Below are 14,545 nucleotides of genomic sequence, written 5' to 3'. Positions count from 1 at the left end.
TCTTTCAGAATTTCCAATCTTGAACAATCTTTTCCTCACGCCAAGTTGATTTGGGCGGCGGAATTGACCAAATTCCTTTTTGCTTTTCTTTAGCTTCAGCCTGTAGCTGATTAAACTCCGCAGCATGAGCGATATTCGGGGGAACTGTCATGACTCGAGCATAGCCTTCCTCTAATAAACAGGCATTGATCAAAGTTCCGTCTTGGAGATAAACATAAGCCAGTGTGCGCCCGTATTTGTCCAAACGATCCGTGTCGTAGACTAAGCGAACCTTCTGGCCCAACACCATCGATTTCAGGTAATCACGGGCAGTTTCGCCAAACTCGCCCTTTTTGAGTTCTGGGGTATCGATACCGATTAAACGAACCTTGATTGGGTTTTGAGGAGATTGGGTCAGCCTTACCGTAATGGTATCGCCATCATAGGCAATAATACAGATCCCGGTTTCTTGTTCCCTTTGCCTAGCTGGAGACTCGGGCTGCTGAAATTCCGGCTTTGGCTGAGACGCTGTATTATCTGTGATTGGTGAGTCATTCGGTGATTTCGGTAGGCCGCTCCAATCGGGCTTGACGTTAACCCCATAATTTCCGAGACCCAGCAATCCTGCAAGGAAAAGTGTGAGGAGAGGGGCTGCTGCGCGTCTTTTTATCTTTTTCATCGGACTAAATCCCTTCTTGCGAGTGCTGTTTAAAAGCGCGTTAGCTTACTTTTTTGTTATTGATAAGGTCATAGATCTCATCCTTGTCCATCCCGCTCTGACGGGCTACGACGATTGTGAGCGAGGTGATGCTTTTTTGCAATTCTTTGATGGTCGGTTCCAGCCTCACTAGAAGATATCCGGCGACAACCATCGGGAAACCATAATTGGCGGTTAGCTTCAATAGCTCTTCCATTGGCAAAGACCTCCTTTCTTCTTGCTTTTAGCTATAAAAAAGGGGAGGACTTAATCCTCCCCGGCTGTTCTTTTACCCTTAGGCAGTGAACAGTTCGTTCGTCGTGGTGTCAATAATCCGGGCGCTTACTTTCGAGGCAAGCTCGCCGTTGGTAGTCATGAAGATGTTTCTAGCGATCATTGTGTCCATAACTCCCTGGACTTCGGCGGCAGTCAGGGTATCTTTGGGGTTATTCAGGCTGATGGTCACCTGCTTGTTGAGCGGGGTTAGAAAAACCATTTTCAAAACTTGGGTGGTAGCCAAAGCTATTCCTCCTTTCTAATACTCAAAGATTTTAAGCTGTAGTTCGGGCTAACTCGCGTTTTTAGGCTGGATTAGACCATTTCAATTAATTCAGCCGTGTCGAGTCGTTGAATTTTGTGCACGCTGTACTCTTGCAAGCCTACGAGCGCATTGGCCACATCAAACAAATCCTGATCTAAGGCATTTGATTTGACGTTGCTGAGGTTTGTTTGCTTGAGGATCGGGGCACCTTGAGTGTCTAATCCTGTAACTAAGCTGAGTCGAATGCTTGATGTTACAGGGGTTTTGGATACTGCCATCTGTTTTCCCTCCTATCTTTTGTTTGTTGGGCGGGCGCTGGCCGGTAAGCTGAGGCCCGCCTATTAAATTTAAGACCGGTAGAATTTTCCGGTCAGTTATAGTTTAGACTACCACACATATGTTTGTAAACGAAAACAGGTTTAGCAAATAGCTAATCAAGGAGCAGAGGCGGATTTTAGGCTTAGAGGATAGATTAGAAGAATATCAGAGGTTTTTTATTGTCGAACAAAAATAAAAGAGTATAATGAATATATAGAACATATATACGATTGCTGAAGGTAATTAGGCAAGCCGAGAATGAGGGTGCACTATTCCTTAAGTTTTAAAGCAAGGATGGGATTAGTGGAAGAAGATAATGAGTGGGAGGAGAGTTGTTCGATGGTAATTGAAGGTAAGGCGACCCGGTTTATTTGTGATCTATGCCAAAAGGAGTACTCCACGAGAGAGGCGGCTGAAAAATGCCAAGAGTGGTGTCAGCGTTTTGTGGATTCTCCCAATCTTACGAATTTGAAGCTTAGCCCGAGGGTTTTTAATGCCCTTTATCGCGCGAAAATTTATACGGTAAGTGATTTGAAGAAGCATTCTGAGGAGGAACTTCTTGTGATCGAAGGATTCGGGAGGAAAAGCGTACTCGAGGTGAGAGAGAAACTGAAGCAGTATGAGGAAGTTTTGTAGGGAAACTTATGATAGGGGGAAGCAAGGATTAAGCAGCCGTTACTTTTGAGAAAGAGTAGCGGTTTTTTTTGGTGCGCCACGCATGGCGATTAACTAGACGGTGAAAGTCCGTTATGGGGGTATGTAGCGACCAACCATTAGCTTAAGGCAAGGGTGTCCATCGTGAGGTGGAATCTGAAGGAAGCCGGCGGCAAAGCTCCGACCCGAGGAACACGAACAGTATCAGGCGCAAAACGTGGGGTAAGGCTGCCATTCAAGCTGAAGCCCAAAAGCTACACGGATACGTTAGCGTAAATGCTGCGGGTACATGGAACGAAAGTGAATCGTCTTACCGTGGGAGGCCTCACGGACAGGTGGAAACAGAGTAAGAAACCTGGTTGAAACAAGATTTATCGTGAGGAGTCAGCTGAAGCCATAGTACAGAGGTGGTCTAGACACCGACGGAAGGGTTGAACCAAAGGAGGTGTGGGTCAATGAAAGTTACTGAAAGTGGTAATTCAAAACACAGACAACTTCGATTCGAAGACTATCTGCAAAGGGTATCTGCGGAACAGAGAGAGTATGCGGAAGTGTGCGCGCCACCTAAGATGACTGAAACCGACAACACCAACACGAACAAGCAGACAGAAGGCTTGCTTAAGCAAATTCTTAGCGTCGAAAACCTAAACCGAGCTTACAAACAGGTGAAGAGAAATAAAGGCGCAGGTGGAATCGATGGTATGCAGGTGGATGAACTTCTACCCTTCCTGAAAGAGCACAAGAATGAACTTTTGCAATCCCTCTGGGACGGTAAATACCGTCCAAAACCCGTACGGAGGGTAGAGATACCCAAAGAGAACGGAAAGACTAGAAAACTGGGAATACCAACAGTCGTAGACCGGTTAATCCAACAAGCGATTACTCAAGTCCTGAGCCCCATCTTTGAAGAGCAGTTCTCAAACAACAGTTTTGGATTCCGACCGAACCGCAGTGCTCATGATGCACTGTTGAAATGCCAGGGTCATATTACAGAAGGATACAAATATGTAGTAGACATGGACTTAGAGAAATACTTTGATACGGTCAACCAGAGCAAACTGATTCAAATTCTGTCTGAGACAATAAAAGACGGGCGAGTCATCTCACTCATCCACAAATTCCTAAGAGCAGGAGTTATGGTGGATGGTTTGTTTGAGGAAAGCCCCGAGGGCGTACCGCAAGGCGGACCCCTTAGTCCCTTACTTGGAAACATTATGCTCAATGAATGTGACCACGAGTTGGAAAAGCGAGGGCATAGATTTGTGCGTTATGCAGACGATATGATGATTTTTTGCAAAAGCAAGAAAGCAGCAAAGCGTGCGCTTGACCATATACTTCCGTTCATCGAAGGGAAGTTATTTCTCAAGGTAAACAGGGAGAAAACTAAGATCTCGCACGTAAACTATGTAAAGTATTTGGGATATAGCTTTTACATCTACAGAGGATTTGGGCGACTGAGAATCCATCCTAAAAGCATCCAGAAACTCAAAGATAAAATCCGAGAAGTGACTGGACGGAGCAACGGGATGGGAATCGAAGAACGGAGAACAAAACTCAACCAGATAGTGCGAGGCTGGACGAACTACTTTAAACTGGCCGACGCTAGAAATCTACTTAAGACACTGGATGAGTGGCTAAGAAGTCGCATACGGATGGTTACCTGGAAGCGATGGAAGAGAACCCGAACGCGATTTGAAAACCTCAAGAAAGTAGGTATACAAGAGGAACAAGCGTGGATGTGGGCAAACACAAGAAAAGGCTATTGGCGTACTGCCCATAGCCCGATTTTGACAAAAGCCTTATCCAATAAGCGTTTCGAACGGATTGGATATCTCAGTTTTAGTTATTCTGCGAAGTAACGCGTAAACTTTGGAAGCGCCGTATACCGAACGGTACGTACGGTGCTGTGGGAGGTCGGCTGACCAAATAATGGTCAGCCTCCTACCCGATTTGGGTGACTAGGCGCTCGGGAGGGGGATCCATGAGCATTTTTCGCCTTCCCTCGGGTTTGTCACTAAATTATGAAATTAATTCTAGTGGAGTTGCATCAATAAACAATTATCTATTATATGGCGATGCCCAAGAAGCCAGTTTTTTTATGTGCTATGTTCCTAGGTCATACCCTATCATCAATGAATCCAAGCTTTTCTATTAGATCAATAAGTTATGGTTCGAATTTATAACATTATCGTGTATAATTTGGATATAATGGTAGCGATAATAGATATAGATGTTATAGAAATGTAACAATACATTGGCGCTTGAGTAGGATAGAGTACAGATAGAATCCAATGGGAGGGAATAACCTTATGAATGAAATTTTAGGAGCAAGAATCCGAAGCTTGCGAGAGTCCAAAGGCTTAACCCAAGAACAGATGGCGGAAAACATGAAGTGTTCAAGGCAAAAATATGCTCGGCTTGAGAAGGGGTTAATCGATATTTCCTATGCTAGCCTGATTACAGTTTCCCAAGTTATGGGGATCGCTGTTGAAGAGATAACGTCTTCAGTAAACGCGGTCCTTCAAGAGCAACCCATGTTTAGAGCAAATAATAACTCAGTTGAAGAAGATAAGTTCGAATATATTACCAAGATGCTTGATACTTTTTATGCGCATCGCAAGCTCTACCAAAGTGTAAGGCAGGTTGAGGTTGATGAATAAAAGTAGACAACTTGAGATCGAAAGAACTGCTGAAAATGTGAGAGATGAATGCAAGGTAACGGGTTATGGCTTTCAAAATATATTCGAAGCCGCTGAAAAGGCAGAGTATCGCGTGATTCGGTACCCTATTGGTAGTGAAGCATTTTTAGGATTTGCTTTAATTAAGGATACAGAACGAATCATCTTTTCAAATTCTTCACAGATCCTATCACGGGAAATTTTTTCGGTAGCTCATGAAATGGGACATCAAAAACTACATCTATCCGAGCAAGGCTGTACAATGATCCGCGATGATGATTTCAACGACCGAGATGAAAATGAGATTGAGGCTAACTATTTTGCAGCTTGTTTATTAATGCCGACAGAGAAAGTCTATAATTTTGTGAGACTAGAACTTAAGGATAAGGATGTTAATACGTGGAAGGGCTTAGACATCGCAAGGATACAGACCGCGTTTAATGTCAGTTATGATATGACTCTCATTCGCTTGAAAGAACTCGGCATTTTAAACAATCCCCAATTGGATAAGTTAAAGTTAGAAAAAGTAGAAAAAACCGCGACAAAACTATTAAACGCGATCAACGGTAATTCGGATTTATTTAGAACCTCGGAAGCTAAAAAGATACCTGCTGAATATCTGGAATGGGTCATTTCCAATTATCATGACAAGCTCATCCCTAAAAAGAGTTTAGAAACAGCCTTAAACTATGTCGATTTAAAGGCTGAGGATTTCGCGGATTTACCTGAAGAACCGGAGGAGCTACCTGGGGTCGTTTTACGATGCTAAAAAATTTTAAAGATAATAGCAGTAGATATGAGCTTAGGTGTGGCCTGTTTTGTTCCAATAGCAAATTCAAAGGTGGATTTCTAAAGGTAATTTCCAAAAATTGTAGAATGGGATATAAATAGGTCATTTGTATGAACGGGGCTAAGAACCTTAAACGGTTTAGATATACATACGCAGAGAAGTATATATAAACTAAGGATTTTAACGGGTGAATCCTATAGAACTGTAGAAAATAGCGGAATTGATATTTCAATGAAAGAAGGTCATTAATTTGATGCAGACGCCTTTAACGCGCTTACCTTTTCATCCCCCAACAGATTACTATTGTGAAGAATTAACACCAATTGATGGGCAGATTTGTGAACTTCTAGTAAAACGTAAAGAGCTTTCTGATGATAATCCAGGATTTCCACATCTCGATCAGATCTCTTCCTGGAGCGAACAGTATGGACTTAATGAGGATTGGCTGAGAAGAATTTTCTCCTTAATGTATGGTGAGCATAATTGGGTGCCACCCGTTGAACCTTCCGATTTTTTGAAGTTTGTTCCGATCTTAAAATCTGTGGAAATAAACCGTGTTGTATATGCAGTAACCCATATGAAACAATATCGCAATGCTAGCGTGGTGTACATCGAAACTGAGGTAAATAAGAATGAACCATTTACAAGACTGGGTCACAATCGTTTTGAATTAAATATCTCACCAGAATATCAGTGCCGGCAAAATGGGGGTTACGGACAGCAAAAGGGAATGGTGCATTCCTTTGTCGTGACACCTCCTTTACCCGATGAAGTGGCTGGGATAGTGTTTAATTTGACCATCAAACCCTTTCGTGAAATACCTGAGATACAAGAGGTAGCCTTAGAAGAAACAGTAACAATTAAATAAGATAAATACCACTCTTTCATGAGAAGTGACGCATTAGTATGCCACGAATTAAACAGGTTTGTGTCAATTTGAGAGGAGATATTTTAAGTGAGTAATCAGTTGAATAACTTTTCGAAAGGCGAGTAATTAATCTATCAGACTGAGGATGGTAAAACATAAATTGACGTTTTCTTTGAAGACGAAACGATCTGGCTTAGCCAAAAGCAAATTGCTCAACTTTATCAAAAGGATGTCAGGACCATTAGTGAGCATATTAAAAATATCTTTGAAGATGAAGAATTGGTGTCCTCGGCAACTATCCGGAAATTCCGGATAGTTCAAAAAGAGGGCAACCGAGGGGTTTCTAGAGAGGTTGAGTATTATAATCTTAAAATGATTTTAGCCATTGGTTACAGAGTACGCTCGCACGTAGGAAACCAATTTCGTCGATGGGCTAGTGAAGTCCTTACTGAATACATGAAAAAAGGCTTTGCTATGAATGACGATCGCCTTAAAAATCCGAAGAAGTTCGGTGCGGATTATTTTGATGAGCTGTTAGAGCGTATTCGTGATATTCGGAGCTCAGAAAAACGTTTTTATCAAAAGGTTAAGGAGATTTATACTCTTTCCATCGATTATAATCCAAACCTCGCATTGACTAAGGAGTTTTTTGCGACTGCACAAAATAACTCCATTATTCAGTACATGGGCATACGGCTGCTGAACTTATTGTGGAGCGAGCGGATGCGCTAAAGGACCTAACCTTACAATAGCAGCAACTGCGGTTGCTGCCGAGTCTATTATGCTTGTAAGAATACAACTTCCGTTGTTGCGAATTTAGCCAAAGTATATGGTGTACCCTTAATCCGAATGATCCTGAAGATATTTTGACGATCTTAGCTTATGCATTGGGGGGGCGGCCGCCGAAGCTGCGGGTAAAGCGGGAATGAAAGTTGGAGGTAACATAGCTCGAAAAGCCGTAAAAGAAGTAGTCAAAAAAGAGGTCTTGAAAGCCATTCAGGATATCGGGAAGAAGCTTGCTGTCAAAATCATCCAGAAGACCATAGTGAATTCTGCCGTTCCAGTTGCATCTATTGGAATTGGTTCAATATGGAATTATACAGCGACCAAAGCAGTGGGGAAGTTGGCCACTAAACACTTATTAGCACGTAGGGAGGAACTCTTGAAGTACAATGGGTCGGCAAAATAGCCGAATGTCGGAGGTCTTTAGGATTGTGTCAAGGGGGTGCTCGGCGGGCATTGGCTAAAGCCTCGCCCCGGGTTACGCCCCACTCAAAAATCGAAATTGCTCAAGGGAATTAGGTTTAACCTTTCCCCCGGGGTCTATGACCTCCTAAGTATTTGTCACTAGCTTGCAACGAAGGTAGATCGTTAATTGCTTCTTGAAATATTTAGGATTTTCCTTCATTTTATATTCTATATTTGTCTAAAATCTTCTTGTTCAGTTTTATGTTTCATGTTATTGGACAATTTATGAGAAGCATACCCATTTCTTAAAGAGAAGTGGGGTGTTGATAATTGGAAAGAAATATATTGTTGAGCCACATTAAGACTGAAGAAACGTTTCGTTCGATAGAAGAAGATTTAGGATTAAGTAATAGTATTGATAGAAATGGACTGGAAGAAATTTTAATTGTGGAAGGCCCGACTGCAGAGAACGATTATATTCTTGTTCATGGTTATAGAAGATTTTTTGCCTTAAAGAATATGGGGCGAATGTTCGTAAAATGTGAGGTTAGACCCATAACGAGCCCAAGAACTAGACTACTAAAGCGATTAATACCAGAATTTCAACAAAAAAGAAGACCTGTATTTGAAAAGGAGAAGATGATTAAAGAACTTATTTATATACATGGTTTCTCTGACTCTGAAATTATTATGGTAACGGGAATGTCTCCAAGTACATTAAAAAGTTATAAACAATTAATAGATATTCCTGAAGAGCTTAAAGAAAGATTAAATTCAGTTAAGGTAGGTACTAAAGGGTTAAGGAAAATTTATTATTTAGTAGGGGTTTCGGAAAAAACTAGGAAGAAACTTCTAGAACGCTATTTTTATAAAGAAATTTCTGAAAAGCATGTAGATGCCATTAAAAAGGTTGTTCAATCTTCCCACTTTAAACTTCTTAGAATATCATTGCAGGAGAAATGCATTAACGATGCCATTAAAAAAGCAAAGTTTACAACTGAGGAGGCTAAGGAAATAGTTTATTTAGAAACAATTGAACAATATTTAGAGGATAAAAATATAAATGACTTTTGCCATGAGCATTTTGTAAAGCATTTGCAATTTCTAGATAGAAAATTAACAAGAATGTTTCTAAAGAAATTGGATGATGCCCAAAGAAATGAGTATTTTTATTATCTTCTAAGGCTTCTCAATAAACTTAGCCCAACAGGTCCTTTATCACCGGAAAAAGTAATTATGGGCTCTGTGCATCATTGAATTTGCTTATCGCTAGGGCGCCTCATCCACTTCGCGGCATTCAAAAAATACATAGGGCTGTACACCGGCGGCGAAGCTACGTCCGAATTTGCGGGGCGGCTCGAAGGATATAAGACCAGTAAAGGAGCGATTTAGCTGCCGCTTGGCAAGCCGATAGATTATGAATTCATCACGGACATTGTGCGGTGGAGGGTGAAACAAGCGGAGGGTTAAACATGAAACCGAGAATATTTACGACTGCTTTTTCAAAAGTCTACCTATTACTCGTCCAAAAAGCTGAGAAAAAGGGTCGCGCAAAAGAAGAAGTCGATAGGGCTACTTGTTGGTTGACAGGATATGACGAGCAGGGCCTACAGGCGCAAATCTCTAAAGGTGTTGACTTTGAGACGTTTTTTACAGAAGCACCGCAAATCAACCCAAACGCCCATAAAATCACGGGAGTAATCTGCGGTGTTCGTGTCGAGGAAATTGAAGACCCGCTTATGCAGAAAATTCGTTGGCTTGACAAACTAGTTGACGAATTGGCCAAAGGCAAGCCAATGGAGAAGATTTTGAGAAGTTGAAGAAAGGCAGGAAGTCAATCGGTTAAAAGGATTGACTTCCTGCTTTTCACTCTAATACATCGGCTAACGGCTTCAGGCTGAAATAATCCAAGGCCTGATTGACATCTTGGAGATTATATATTTTTTCTCAAGACAAAATTGAACAACCAAATCAAAGGTATCACTTTCGGACAAGGAGTAACCGGCAGCGCTCAAGAGTTGATCGGTCTCTTTTTTATTAAGCTCAAGGGCCAAAGCCAGAGCGATCGCGGTATTTTTCCCAAGCCGATAATTAGGGTTGGAGCGTATCTTAGAAAAATGCCGGCTTAGTGAAGCCGTAATAGAGAAGAGGATAACCCCAAAAACGGTTAAATGAGCGTTGGATAAACTGGAATATTAGAATGCTTTGATCGATATCCAGGTGGCCCGCTAAGAGCTGAGCTGCAAATAACGTAGGGGTAAATATACAGTGGAAGAAAATGGTAATAATTGATCTCTCATGGTATAATTAGAGAATAAATATAATGAAAAAGGTGTATCTATCAATGGATATTTATCGATTGCTTGACTTATACAAAGTGAACATTGATGAGCGCAGACCCTTCGAGGGAGAGATGCTGAAACAACTCCAAGCTTACTATCGCATTGGCCTTACTTGGTCTTCAAATGCTCTTGAAGGGAATACTCTTACGGAAAGCGAAACCAAAGTGCTGCTTGAGGATGGATTGACCATTGGAGGAAAACCTTTACGCTATACCTTTGAGGCTATTGGTCACGCCAAAGCCTATGATTTCATGTTTACACTGCTCAAAAAGCGGACTATTACGGAAAGTGATGTTTTCACAATGCATCGGATGTTTTATGCGAGTATTGAAAGTGAGTACGCAGGAAAATACCGTGATATCGATGCGTTTATTTCCGGCTCTAAATATCCGGTGGCAGAACCGAAACGCATCCAGAAAGAAATGGATGCGTTGTTTCAATGGATCGAAGCTGAAAGGGAGAAGTTACATCCGGTTGTTTTTGCAGCGCAGCTCCATAAACGATTTGCCTTTATTCATCCTTTTAAAGAGGGTAACGGAAGAATTGCTCGGCTAATCATGAATACAGCATTGATCCAGGATGGATACATGCTAGCTGTGATTCCTCCGATTCTTAGACATGAATACATTCAGCTTCTTGAAAAAGCGCATAGAGATGAGTTGCCTTTTGAAGAATTTATAGCTGAAAGAGTCATTGAATCAGAAAAAGAAATTATGCGCCTTTTGCATATACATATACCTAAGCTTTAAAAAGTTAGGTGACTCTATTATCAAATGGTTTCAACAAGCCGATGTTGTAAACTGATAATGAGACCCAAATCCTTAGTATCTTAAGCCGCTCAGTAGAGTGGCTTTTTCATTGCCCGAATCCAAATATGTAGAATGTTGTGTTATAATCGCAGTGTATCCCATCCCAGTATTGAGTTAAGTACGAATTAAAGGCTTGCTTATGCTCGAATTTGTGGAAATTTAAACTTTATAAAGTAGGGAATGGATTAAGTGGATGTTAAGGAAAGAATAAAACAACTGAAAATGAATAGAGAAGCACTTTCCAATGAAGCGTACCAGATTGGAAAGGTCATGTCACAGAGTGAAGGTGAAGAAAAAGGCATGGAAAAGAAATTTCATGCCAGAGGACTTTTTCAGGAATGCTTCAGTGATTTAAGTCTTGAGCAGTTTAACAAGGGGGTTCTGGAGCTCGAAGCAGAGGGGCTTGTTAATCTTGAAAGATTGCCTGGAACAGAACCCTTTCAATTTGCGTATATAATGCCTACGTTCGTCCTTTTCTTCATCTTTGAGAAAGAATTAAGCTTTGATCCTATTCTTGATGTTGAAAAGGTACTAAAAGTGATTGAAGAAGTGAATTACATAAATGGTAGCAAGCTAGAAGAAAAATCCGGGTTAACCGTGGCTAGAGTAAACCGTGCCGTGGATGCACTAGAAAACTATAAATTCATCAAGACCTATCGGTGTATGGGTACGGAGCCTTTTACCTTTGCCTATGCCTATGCAGAGTATTTAGCTCTTTGAGTTGTTAGGTGCTGGAGTTTTCTTGGTAAGATTGGTGAATTTGATTGGGAACTGGAAGGGCTTGGGGTTAATCCAAGCCCTTTCAATGTTTTGCCGTTCAAAAGTGATTTGGTAAGCCGAATAAAATGAGGATATAATGAGGACAACTGATTTGCATGGTCAGGATACCAAATACGGAGGAATGTCATTTGAAATATTGATGCGCATTTTCATTTTTCAAATCGACTTGGATTTAATGAAACGGCCAAACATATATCACAAGTGGAATTCAGTGCTCAAGGGCTAAGAAAAGAGTTTGAACAAGCCGGTGTGGTCGCTGGAATCATCATGTCAACGCCCAGCCGAGAACCCAACCAACCTTCGGGTAGTCCGGAAGAATTTGTTTTGGAAGATGGGACTGTAGAAGGTTCACTTTCTTGTGTCGGGGTCAATCCTGAAAAGCTAAAGGAAGATTACAAAGAACTCGATTATATTGAAGGAGAGCTTAAGAAAAGGGAGGTGACAGGGATAAAACTCTATCCCGGTTATTTTCCCTATTACGTGTATGATCCGATCTATGAACCCATCTATGAGCTTGCTCGTAAATACCAAGTTCCTGTGGCGATCCATTGTGGAGATACACAATCCCCAAAAGGACTTTTAAAATATTCCCATCCGTTGACCATTGATGAGTTAGCTGTAAAACAAGAGGACGTTACGTTTGTGATCTGTCATATGGGCGTCCCCTGGATGATCGATGTAGCAGAGGTCACCGCCAAGAATCATAATGTTTACGCAGACTTATCCGGACTCATTGCAGGAAATAAAGAGCACGTGATGAAAATCAAAGATAAAAGGCTTTACGTCGAGTATATTCAACAATCCTTAGTCATATCGAATTGCTATAACAAAGTTCTTTTTGGATCGGATTGGCCCCTTGTACCGATTGAACCTTATGTAGAATTTATCAAGCATGTTATACCGGAAGAGTACCACGAAGCTGTATTTTATCGAAATGCGCTTACGGTTTATCCCAAACTTAAGGAAATTTTATAAGAGAATGCTTCCCCATGAGTCATTCCCGAATTATGGAGGAAGATGATTATCCTTAGGTCAAGAAGAGTGCTTCTAGGTGAATAAAGGAGTAATAAATAAAAGTATAGAATAGGAATATATGAACTCAAAGGAACAGGATTGGGCTGTCCGTTCGGCTCGCTAGGTGTTAGGGAGGAATGCTTTCTTGTACAATATCATGCTCGTCGAGGACGATCTCACGATTGCTCGTACCCTCCAAGATCATCTCGAAAAATGGGATTATCAGGTCACTCTCGTGACCGATTTTCGCAATATCACCGAGCAGGTCCTTCGCCTGGATCCTCAACTGGTGTTATTGGATATAATGCTTCCGTATTTTAATGGTTTTTACTGGTGCGGCGAGATCCGTAAGATTTCGAAGGTTCCGGTCATCTTTATCTCCTCGGCCAGCGATAATATGAATATAGTGATGGCGATGAATATGGGCGGGGACGACTTTATCGCCAAGCCCTTCGACCTAAATGTCTTAACCGCAAAGGTAGGGGCCCTTCTGCGCCGGACCTACTCTTTCCAAGGGCAAGTAAGCATCATTGAGCATAAGGGCGTGGTCCTTAATCTCAGTGATACTACCCTGACGGTTGAAAACCAAAAAATCGACCTCACGAAGAACGACTATAAAATTCTCCAGCTCCTCATGGAGAATATCGGGCGGGTGGTTTCCCGGGAAGAAATCATGCAGCGCCTCTGGGAAAACGATCAATTCATCGATGACAACACCTTGACCGTCAACATGGCACGCTTGCGCAAGAAACTTACGGAGTGGGGGCTCATGAATTTTATTGCGACCAAAAAGGGTCTTGGATATATAATCGAGTAGGTTTTGGACTGAAATACAGTTTGTATTGTGGAGTAAAGAATGAAAGAATTCAGAAGCATCGCTTCTTCCTACATAAAGCGTAACCTCGCTGTCCTAGCGACTCTCTTCCTTATCCTTGGCATCTTTCTAGGAATTTTCTCGCTCTATTCTTTGCCTTTGGAGGCCGTAGGCTACGCGGCACTGCTGATAGGCTTTTTTGTTTTAATCCTTGGCGTGGTGAACTTTCACGCGTTCTTCAAGAAGCATCGAGCCCTTGAAAAAATGCAAGAAAGTATCCCGCTTTTGGATCCTGTGTTTCCTTCGACCAGGGATTTAATTGAAAGGGACTACCAGGAACTTCTGAAAAACCTTGCCCAGGACCGAGGCGATATCATCAGTCAGAAGGACAAAGCCTACACGGAGATGCGCGATTACTACACAATCTGGGCCCATCAGATTAAGACACCCATTGCCGCGATGCGCTTACTACTGCAAGTGGAGCAGGCTGGTAAAAAGGAGGAGCTCCTCGACCAACTTTTCAAGATCGAGCAATACGTGGAGATGGTGCTTCAGTATATCCGCATGGAGAGCCTGAGCAACGATTTGGTTTTTCGAGAGATTTCCTTGGATGAAATCGTCAGGCAAGTGATTCGTAAATACGCGAAGTCCTTTATTCGACAGAAAGTCAAGCTGAATTATCAGGAGTTGAACTGTACCGTTTTAACGGATGAAAAGTGGCTCGTTTTTGTTATCGAGCAGATTCTATCCAACGCTCTAAAATACACCCCGAAGGGTGAGATCACGATTACTTTAGATCCTGATTTGCCCATGACTTTGGTGATCGAAGATACCGGGATCGGGATTGAGCCGGAGGATTTGCCGCGCGTTTTCGAAAAAGGGTTCACTGGGTATAATGGGCGGGCCGATAAAAAGTCGACCGGTATCGGGCTCTATCTCTGTAAGCAAATTCTGAATAAGCTTTCGCACACCATTCGGATCGAATCTAAGGTGGGTAAGGGGACCAGTGTTAAGATTGGGTTGGATACGATGCATATCGCCCCTGAGTGAACCTTACTAAAATGTAAGTTTAG

At 41.9% G+C, this 14,545-nt stretch carries 18 protein-coding genes; 14 read left to right on the top strand and 4 right to left on the bottom strand.

From position 1 onward, the window contains the following. Positions 1 to 4: 4 nt before the first annotated feature. The 4 genes from DESME_RS15390 to DESME_RS09185 all read right to left on the bottom strand — a co-directional run bounded on the left by DESME_RS15390 (position 5) and on the right by DESME_RS09185 (position 1,495). On the bottom strand, positions 5 to 658 hold the full coding sequence (locus tag DESME_RS15390) for a thermonuclease family protein (RefSeq protein WP_006716221.1): 654 nt from the start codon (positions 656 to 658) through the stop codon (positions 5 to 7). Between the two features lie 40 nt (positions 659 to 698). Next, positions 699 to 893 (bottom strand): YvrJ family protein, encoded by a 195-nt coding sequence (locus DESME_RS09195; protein ID WP_006716222.1) that lies wholly within the window; start codon positions 891 to 893, stop codon positions 699 to 701. Between the two features lie 78 nt (positions 894 to 971). Then, positions 972 to 1,196, bottom strand: a complete 225-nt coding sequence (locus DESME_RS09190; protein ID WP_006716223.1) for a DUF2922 family protein — start codon at positions 1,194 to 1,196, stop codon at positions 972 to 974. Between the two features lie 71 nt (positions 1,197 to 1,267). Beyond that, the gene (locus tag DESME_RS09185; RefSeq protein ID WP_006716224.1) at positions 1,268 to 1,495 is read right to left on the bottom strand and encodes a DUF1659 domain-containing protein; all 228 of its coding nucleotides are present in this window, start codon (positions 1,493 to 1,495) and stop codon (positions 1,268 to 1,270) included. 343 nt (positions 1,496 to 1,838) lie between these two features. On the opposite strand from DESME_RS09185, the gene DESME_RS09180 reads away from it, so the two are divergent. From DESME_RS09180 to DESME_RS09115, 14 genes are all read left to right on the top strand, one after another. Continuing rightward, positions 1,839 to 2,171 (top strand): DNA-directed RNA polymerase subunit alpha C-terminal domain-containing protein, encoded by a 333-nt coding sequence (locus DESME_RS09180; protein ID WP_025248747.1) that lies wholly within the window; start codon positions 1,839 to 1,841, stop codon positions 2,169 to 2,171. A 473-nt stretch (positions 2,172 to 2,644) separates the two neighbouring features. Beyond that, positions 2,645 to 4,048 (top strand): group II intron reverse transcriptase/maturase, encoded by a 1,404-nt coding sequence (gene ltrA, locus DESME_RS09175; RefSeq protein ID WP_006715476.1) that lies wholly within the window; start codon positions 2,645 to 2,647, stop codon positions 4,046 to 4,048. Between the two features lie 450 nt (positions 4,049 to 4,498). Then, positions 4,499 to 4,849, top strand: a complete 351-nt coding sequence (locus DESME_RS09170) for a helix-turn-helix transcriptional regulator (protein ID WP_006716226.1) — start codon at positions 4,499 to 4,501, stop codon at positions 4,847 to 4,849. Beyond that, a complete protein-coding gene (locus tag DESME_RS09165; protein WP_006716227.1) occupies positions 4,842 to 5,636 on the top strand; it encodes an ImmA/IrrE family metallo-endopeptidase in 795 nt (264 codons plus the stop codon). The genes DESME_RS09170 and DESME_RS09165 overlap by 8 nt, the downstream gene beginning before the upstream one ends. Before the next feature lie 274 nt (positions 5,637 to 5,910). Further along, a complete protein-coding gene (locus DESME_RS09160; RefSeq protein WP_006716228.1) occupies positions 5,911 to 6,525 on the top strand; it encodes a hypothetical protein in 615 nt (204 codons plus the stop codon). A gap of 282 nt (positions 6,526 to 6,807) precedes the next feature. Beyond that, positions 6,808 to 7,257 carry a RhuM family protein gene (gene rhuM, locus DESME_RS16285; protein ID WP_051413980.1) on the top strand — a complete coding sequence of 150 codons (450 nt, stop codon included), beginning with the start codon at positions 6,808 to 6,810 and terminating at the stop codon, positions 7,255 to 7,257. Between the two features lie 193 nt (positions 7,258 to 7,450). After that, a complete protein-coding gene (locus DESME_RS09150) occupies positions 7,451 to 7,714 on the top strand; it encodes a hypothetical protein (protein WP_025248746.1) in 264 nt (87 codons plus the stop codon). Between the two features lie 329 nt (positions 7,715 to 8,043). Continuing rightward, on the top strand, positions 8,044 to 8,970 hold the full coding sequence (locus tag DESME_RS09145) for a ParB/RepB/Spo0J family partition protein (protein WP_025248745.1): 927 nt from the start codon (positions 8,044 to 8,046) through the stop codon (positions 8,968 to 8,970). A gap of 215 nt (positions 8,971 to 9,185) precedes the next feature. Next, a complete protein-coding gene (locus DESME_RS09140; RefSeq protein WP_006716231.1) occupies positions 9,186 to 9,533 on the top strand; it encodes a DUF2200 domain-containing protein in 348 nt (115 codons plus the stop codon). A gap of 524 nt (positions 9,534 to 10,057) precedes the next feature. Continuing rightward, positions 10,058 to 10,804 (top strand): Fic family protein, encoded by a 747-nt coding sequence (locus DESME_RS09135; protein ID WP_006716232.1) that lies wholly within the window; start codon positions 10,058 to 10,060, stop codon positions 10,802 to 10,804. A 282-nt stretch (positions 10,805 to 11,086) separates the two neighbouring features. Beyond that, a complete protein-coding gene (locus DESME_RS09130; protein ID WP_167998836.1) occupies positions 11,087 to 11,584 on the top strand; it encodes a hypothetical protein in 498 nt (165 codons plus the stop codon). A 261-nt stretch (positions 11,585 to 11,845) separates the two neighbouring features. Further along, positions 11,846 to 12,619 (top strand): amidohydrolase family protein, encoded by a 774-nt coding sequence (locus DESME_RS09125; protein ID WP_006716234.1) that lies wholly within the window; start codon positions 11,846 to 11,848, stop codon positions 12,617 to 12,619. Positions 12,620 to 12,803: 184 nt separating this feature from the next. Further along, positions 12,804 to 13,475 (top strand): response regulator transcription factor, encoded by a 672-nt coding sequence (locus DESME_RS09120; protein ID WP_006716235.1) that lies wholly within the window; start codon positions 12,804 to 12,806, stop codon positions 13,473 to 13,475. A 39-nt stretch (positions 13,476 to 13,514) separates the two neighbouring features. Further along, positions 13,515 to 14,522, top strand: a complete 1,008-nt coding sequence (locus DESME_RS09115) for a sensor histidine kinase (RefSeq protein WP_006716236.1) — start codon at positions 13,515 to 13,517, stop codon at positions 14,520 to 14,522. Positions 14,523 to 14,545: the final 23 nt, after the last annotated feature.

The sequence above is a fragment of the Desulfitobacterium metallireducens DSM 15288 genome (assembly GCF_000231405.2).
In the GTDB taxonomy this organism is placed as follows: Bacteria; Bacillota; Desulfitobacteriia; order Desulfitobacteriales; family Desulfitobacteriaceae; genus Desulfitobacterium_A; species Desulfitobacterium_A metallireducens.
Note: the sequence above shows the minus strand (reverse complement) of the source record. Positions and strands in the feature narration are given on the sequence as shown.

Bases quoted from the DNA above. Each gene is read 5' to 3' on its own strand.
- DESME_RS09165 (WP_006716227.1), top strand. From the start codon at position 4,842: ATGAATAAAAGTAGACAACTTGAGATCGAAAGAACTGCTGAAAATGTG.
- DESME_RS09185 (WP_006716224.1), bottom strand. From the start codon at position 1,495: ATGGCAGTATCCAAAACCCCTGTAACATCAAGCATTCGACTCAGCTTA.
- DESME_RS09195 (WP_006716222.1), bottom strand. From the start codon at position 893: ATGGAAGAGCTATTGAAGCTAACCGCCAATTATGGTTTCCCGATGGTT.
- DESME_RS09170 (WP_006716226.1), top strand. From the start codon at position 4,499: ATGAATGAAATTTTAGGAGCAAGAATCCGAAGCTTGCGAGAGTCCAAA.
- DESME_RS09130 (WP_167998836.1), top strand. From the start codon at position 11,087: ATGAATAGAGAAGCACTTTCCAATGAAGCGTACCAGATTGGAAAGGTC.
- DESME_RS09115 (WP_006716236.1), top strand. From the start codon at position 13,515: ATGAAAGAATTCAGAAGCATCGCTTCTTCCTACATAAAGCGTAACCTC.
- ltrA (WP_006715476.1), top strand. From the start codon at position 2,645: ATGAAAGTTACTGAAAGTGGTAATTCAAAACACAGACAACTTCGATTC.
- DESME_RS09150 (WP_025248746.1), top strand. From the start codon at position 7,451: ATGAAAGTTGGAGGTAACATAGCTCGAAAAGCCGTAAAAGAAGTAGTC.
- DESME_RS09160 (WP_006716228.1), top strand. From the start codon at position 5,911: ATGCAGACGCCTTTAACGCGCTTACCTTTTCATCCCCCAACAGATTAC.
- DESME_RS09140 (WP_006716231.1), top strand. From the start codon at position 9,186: ATGAAACCGAGAATATTTACGACTGCTTTTTCAAAAGTCTACCTATTA.
- DESME_RS09135 (WP_006716232.1), top strand. From the start codon at position 10,058: ATGGATATTTATCGATTGCTTGACTTATACAAAGTGAACATTGATGAG.
- DESME_RS15390 (WP_006716221.1), bottom strand. From the start codon at position 658: ATGAAAAAGATAAAAAGACGCGCAGCAGCCCCTCTCCTCACACTTTTC.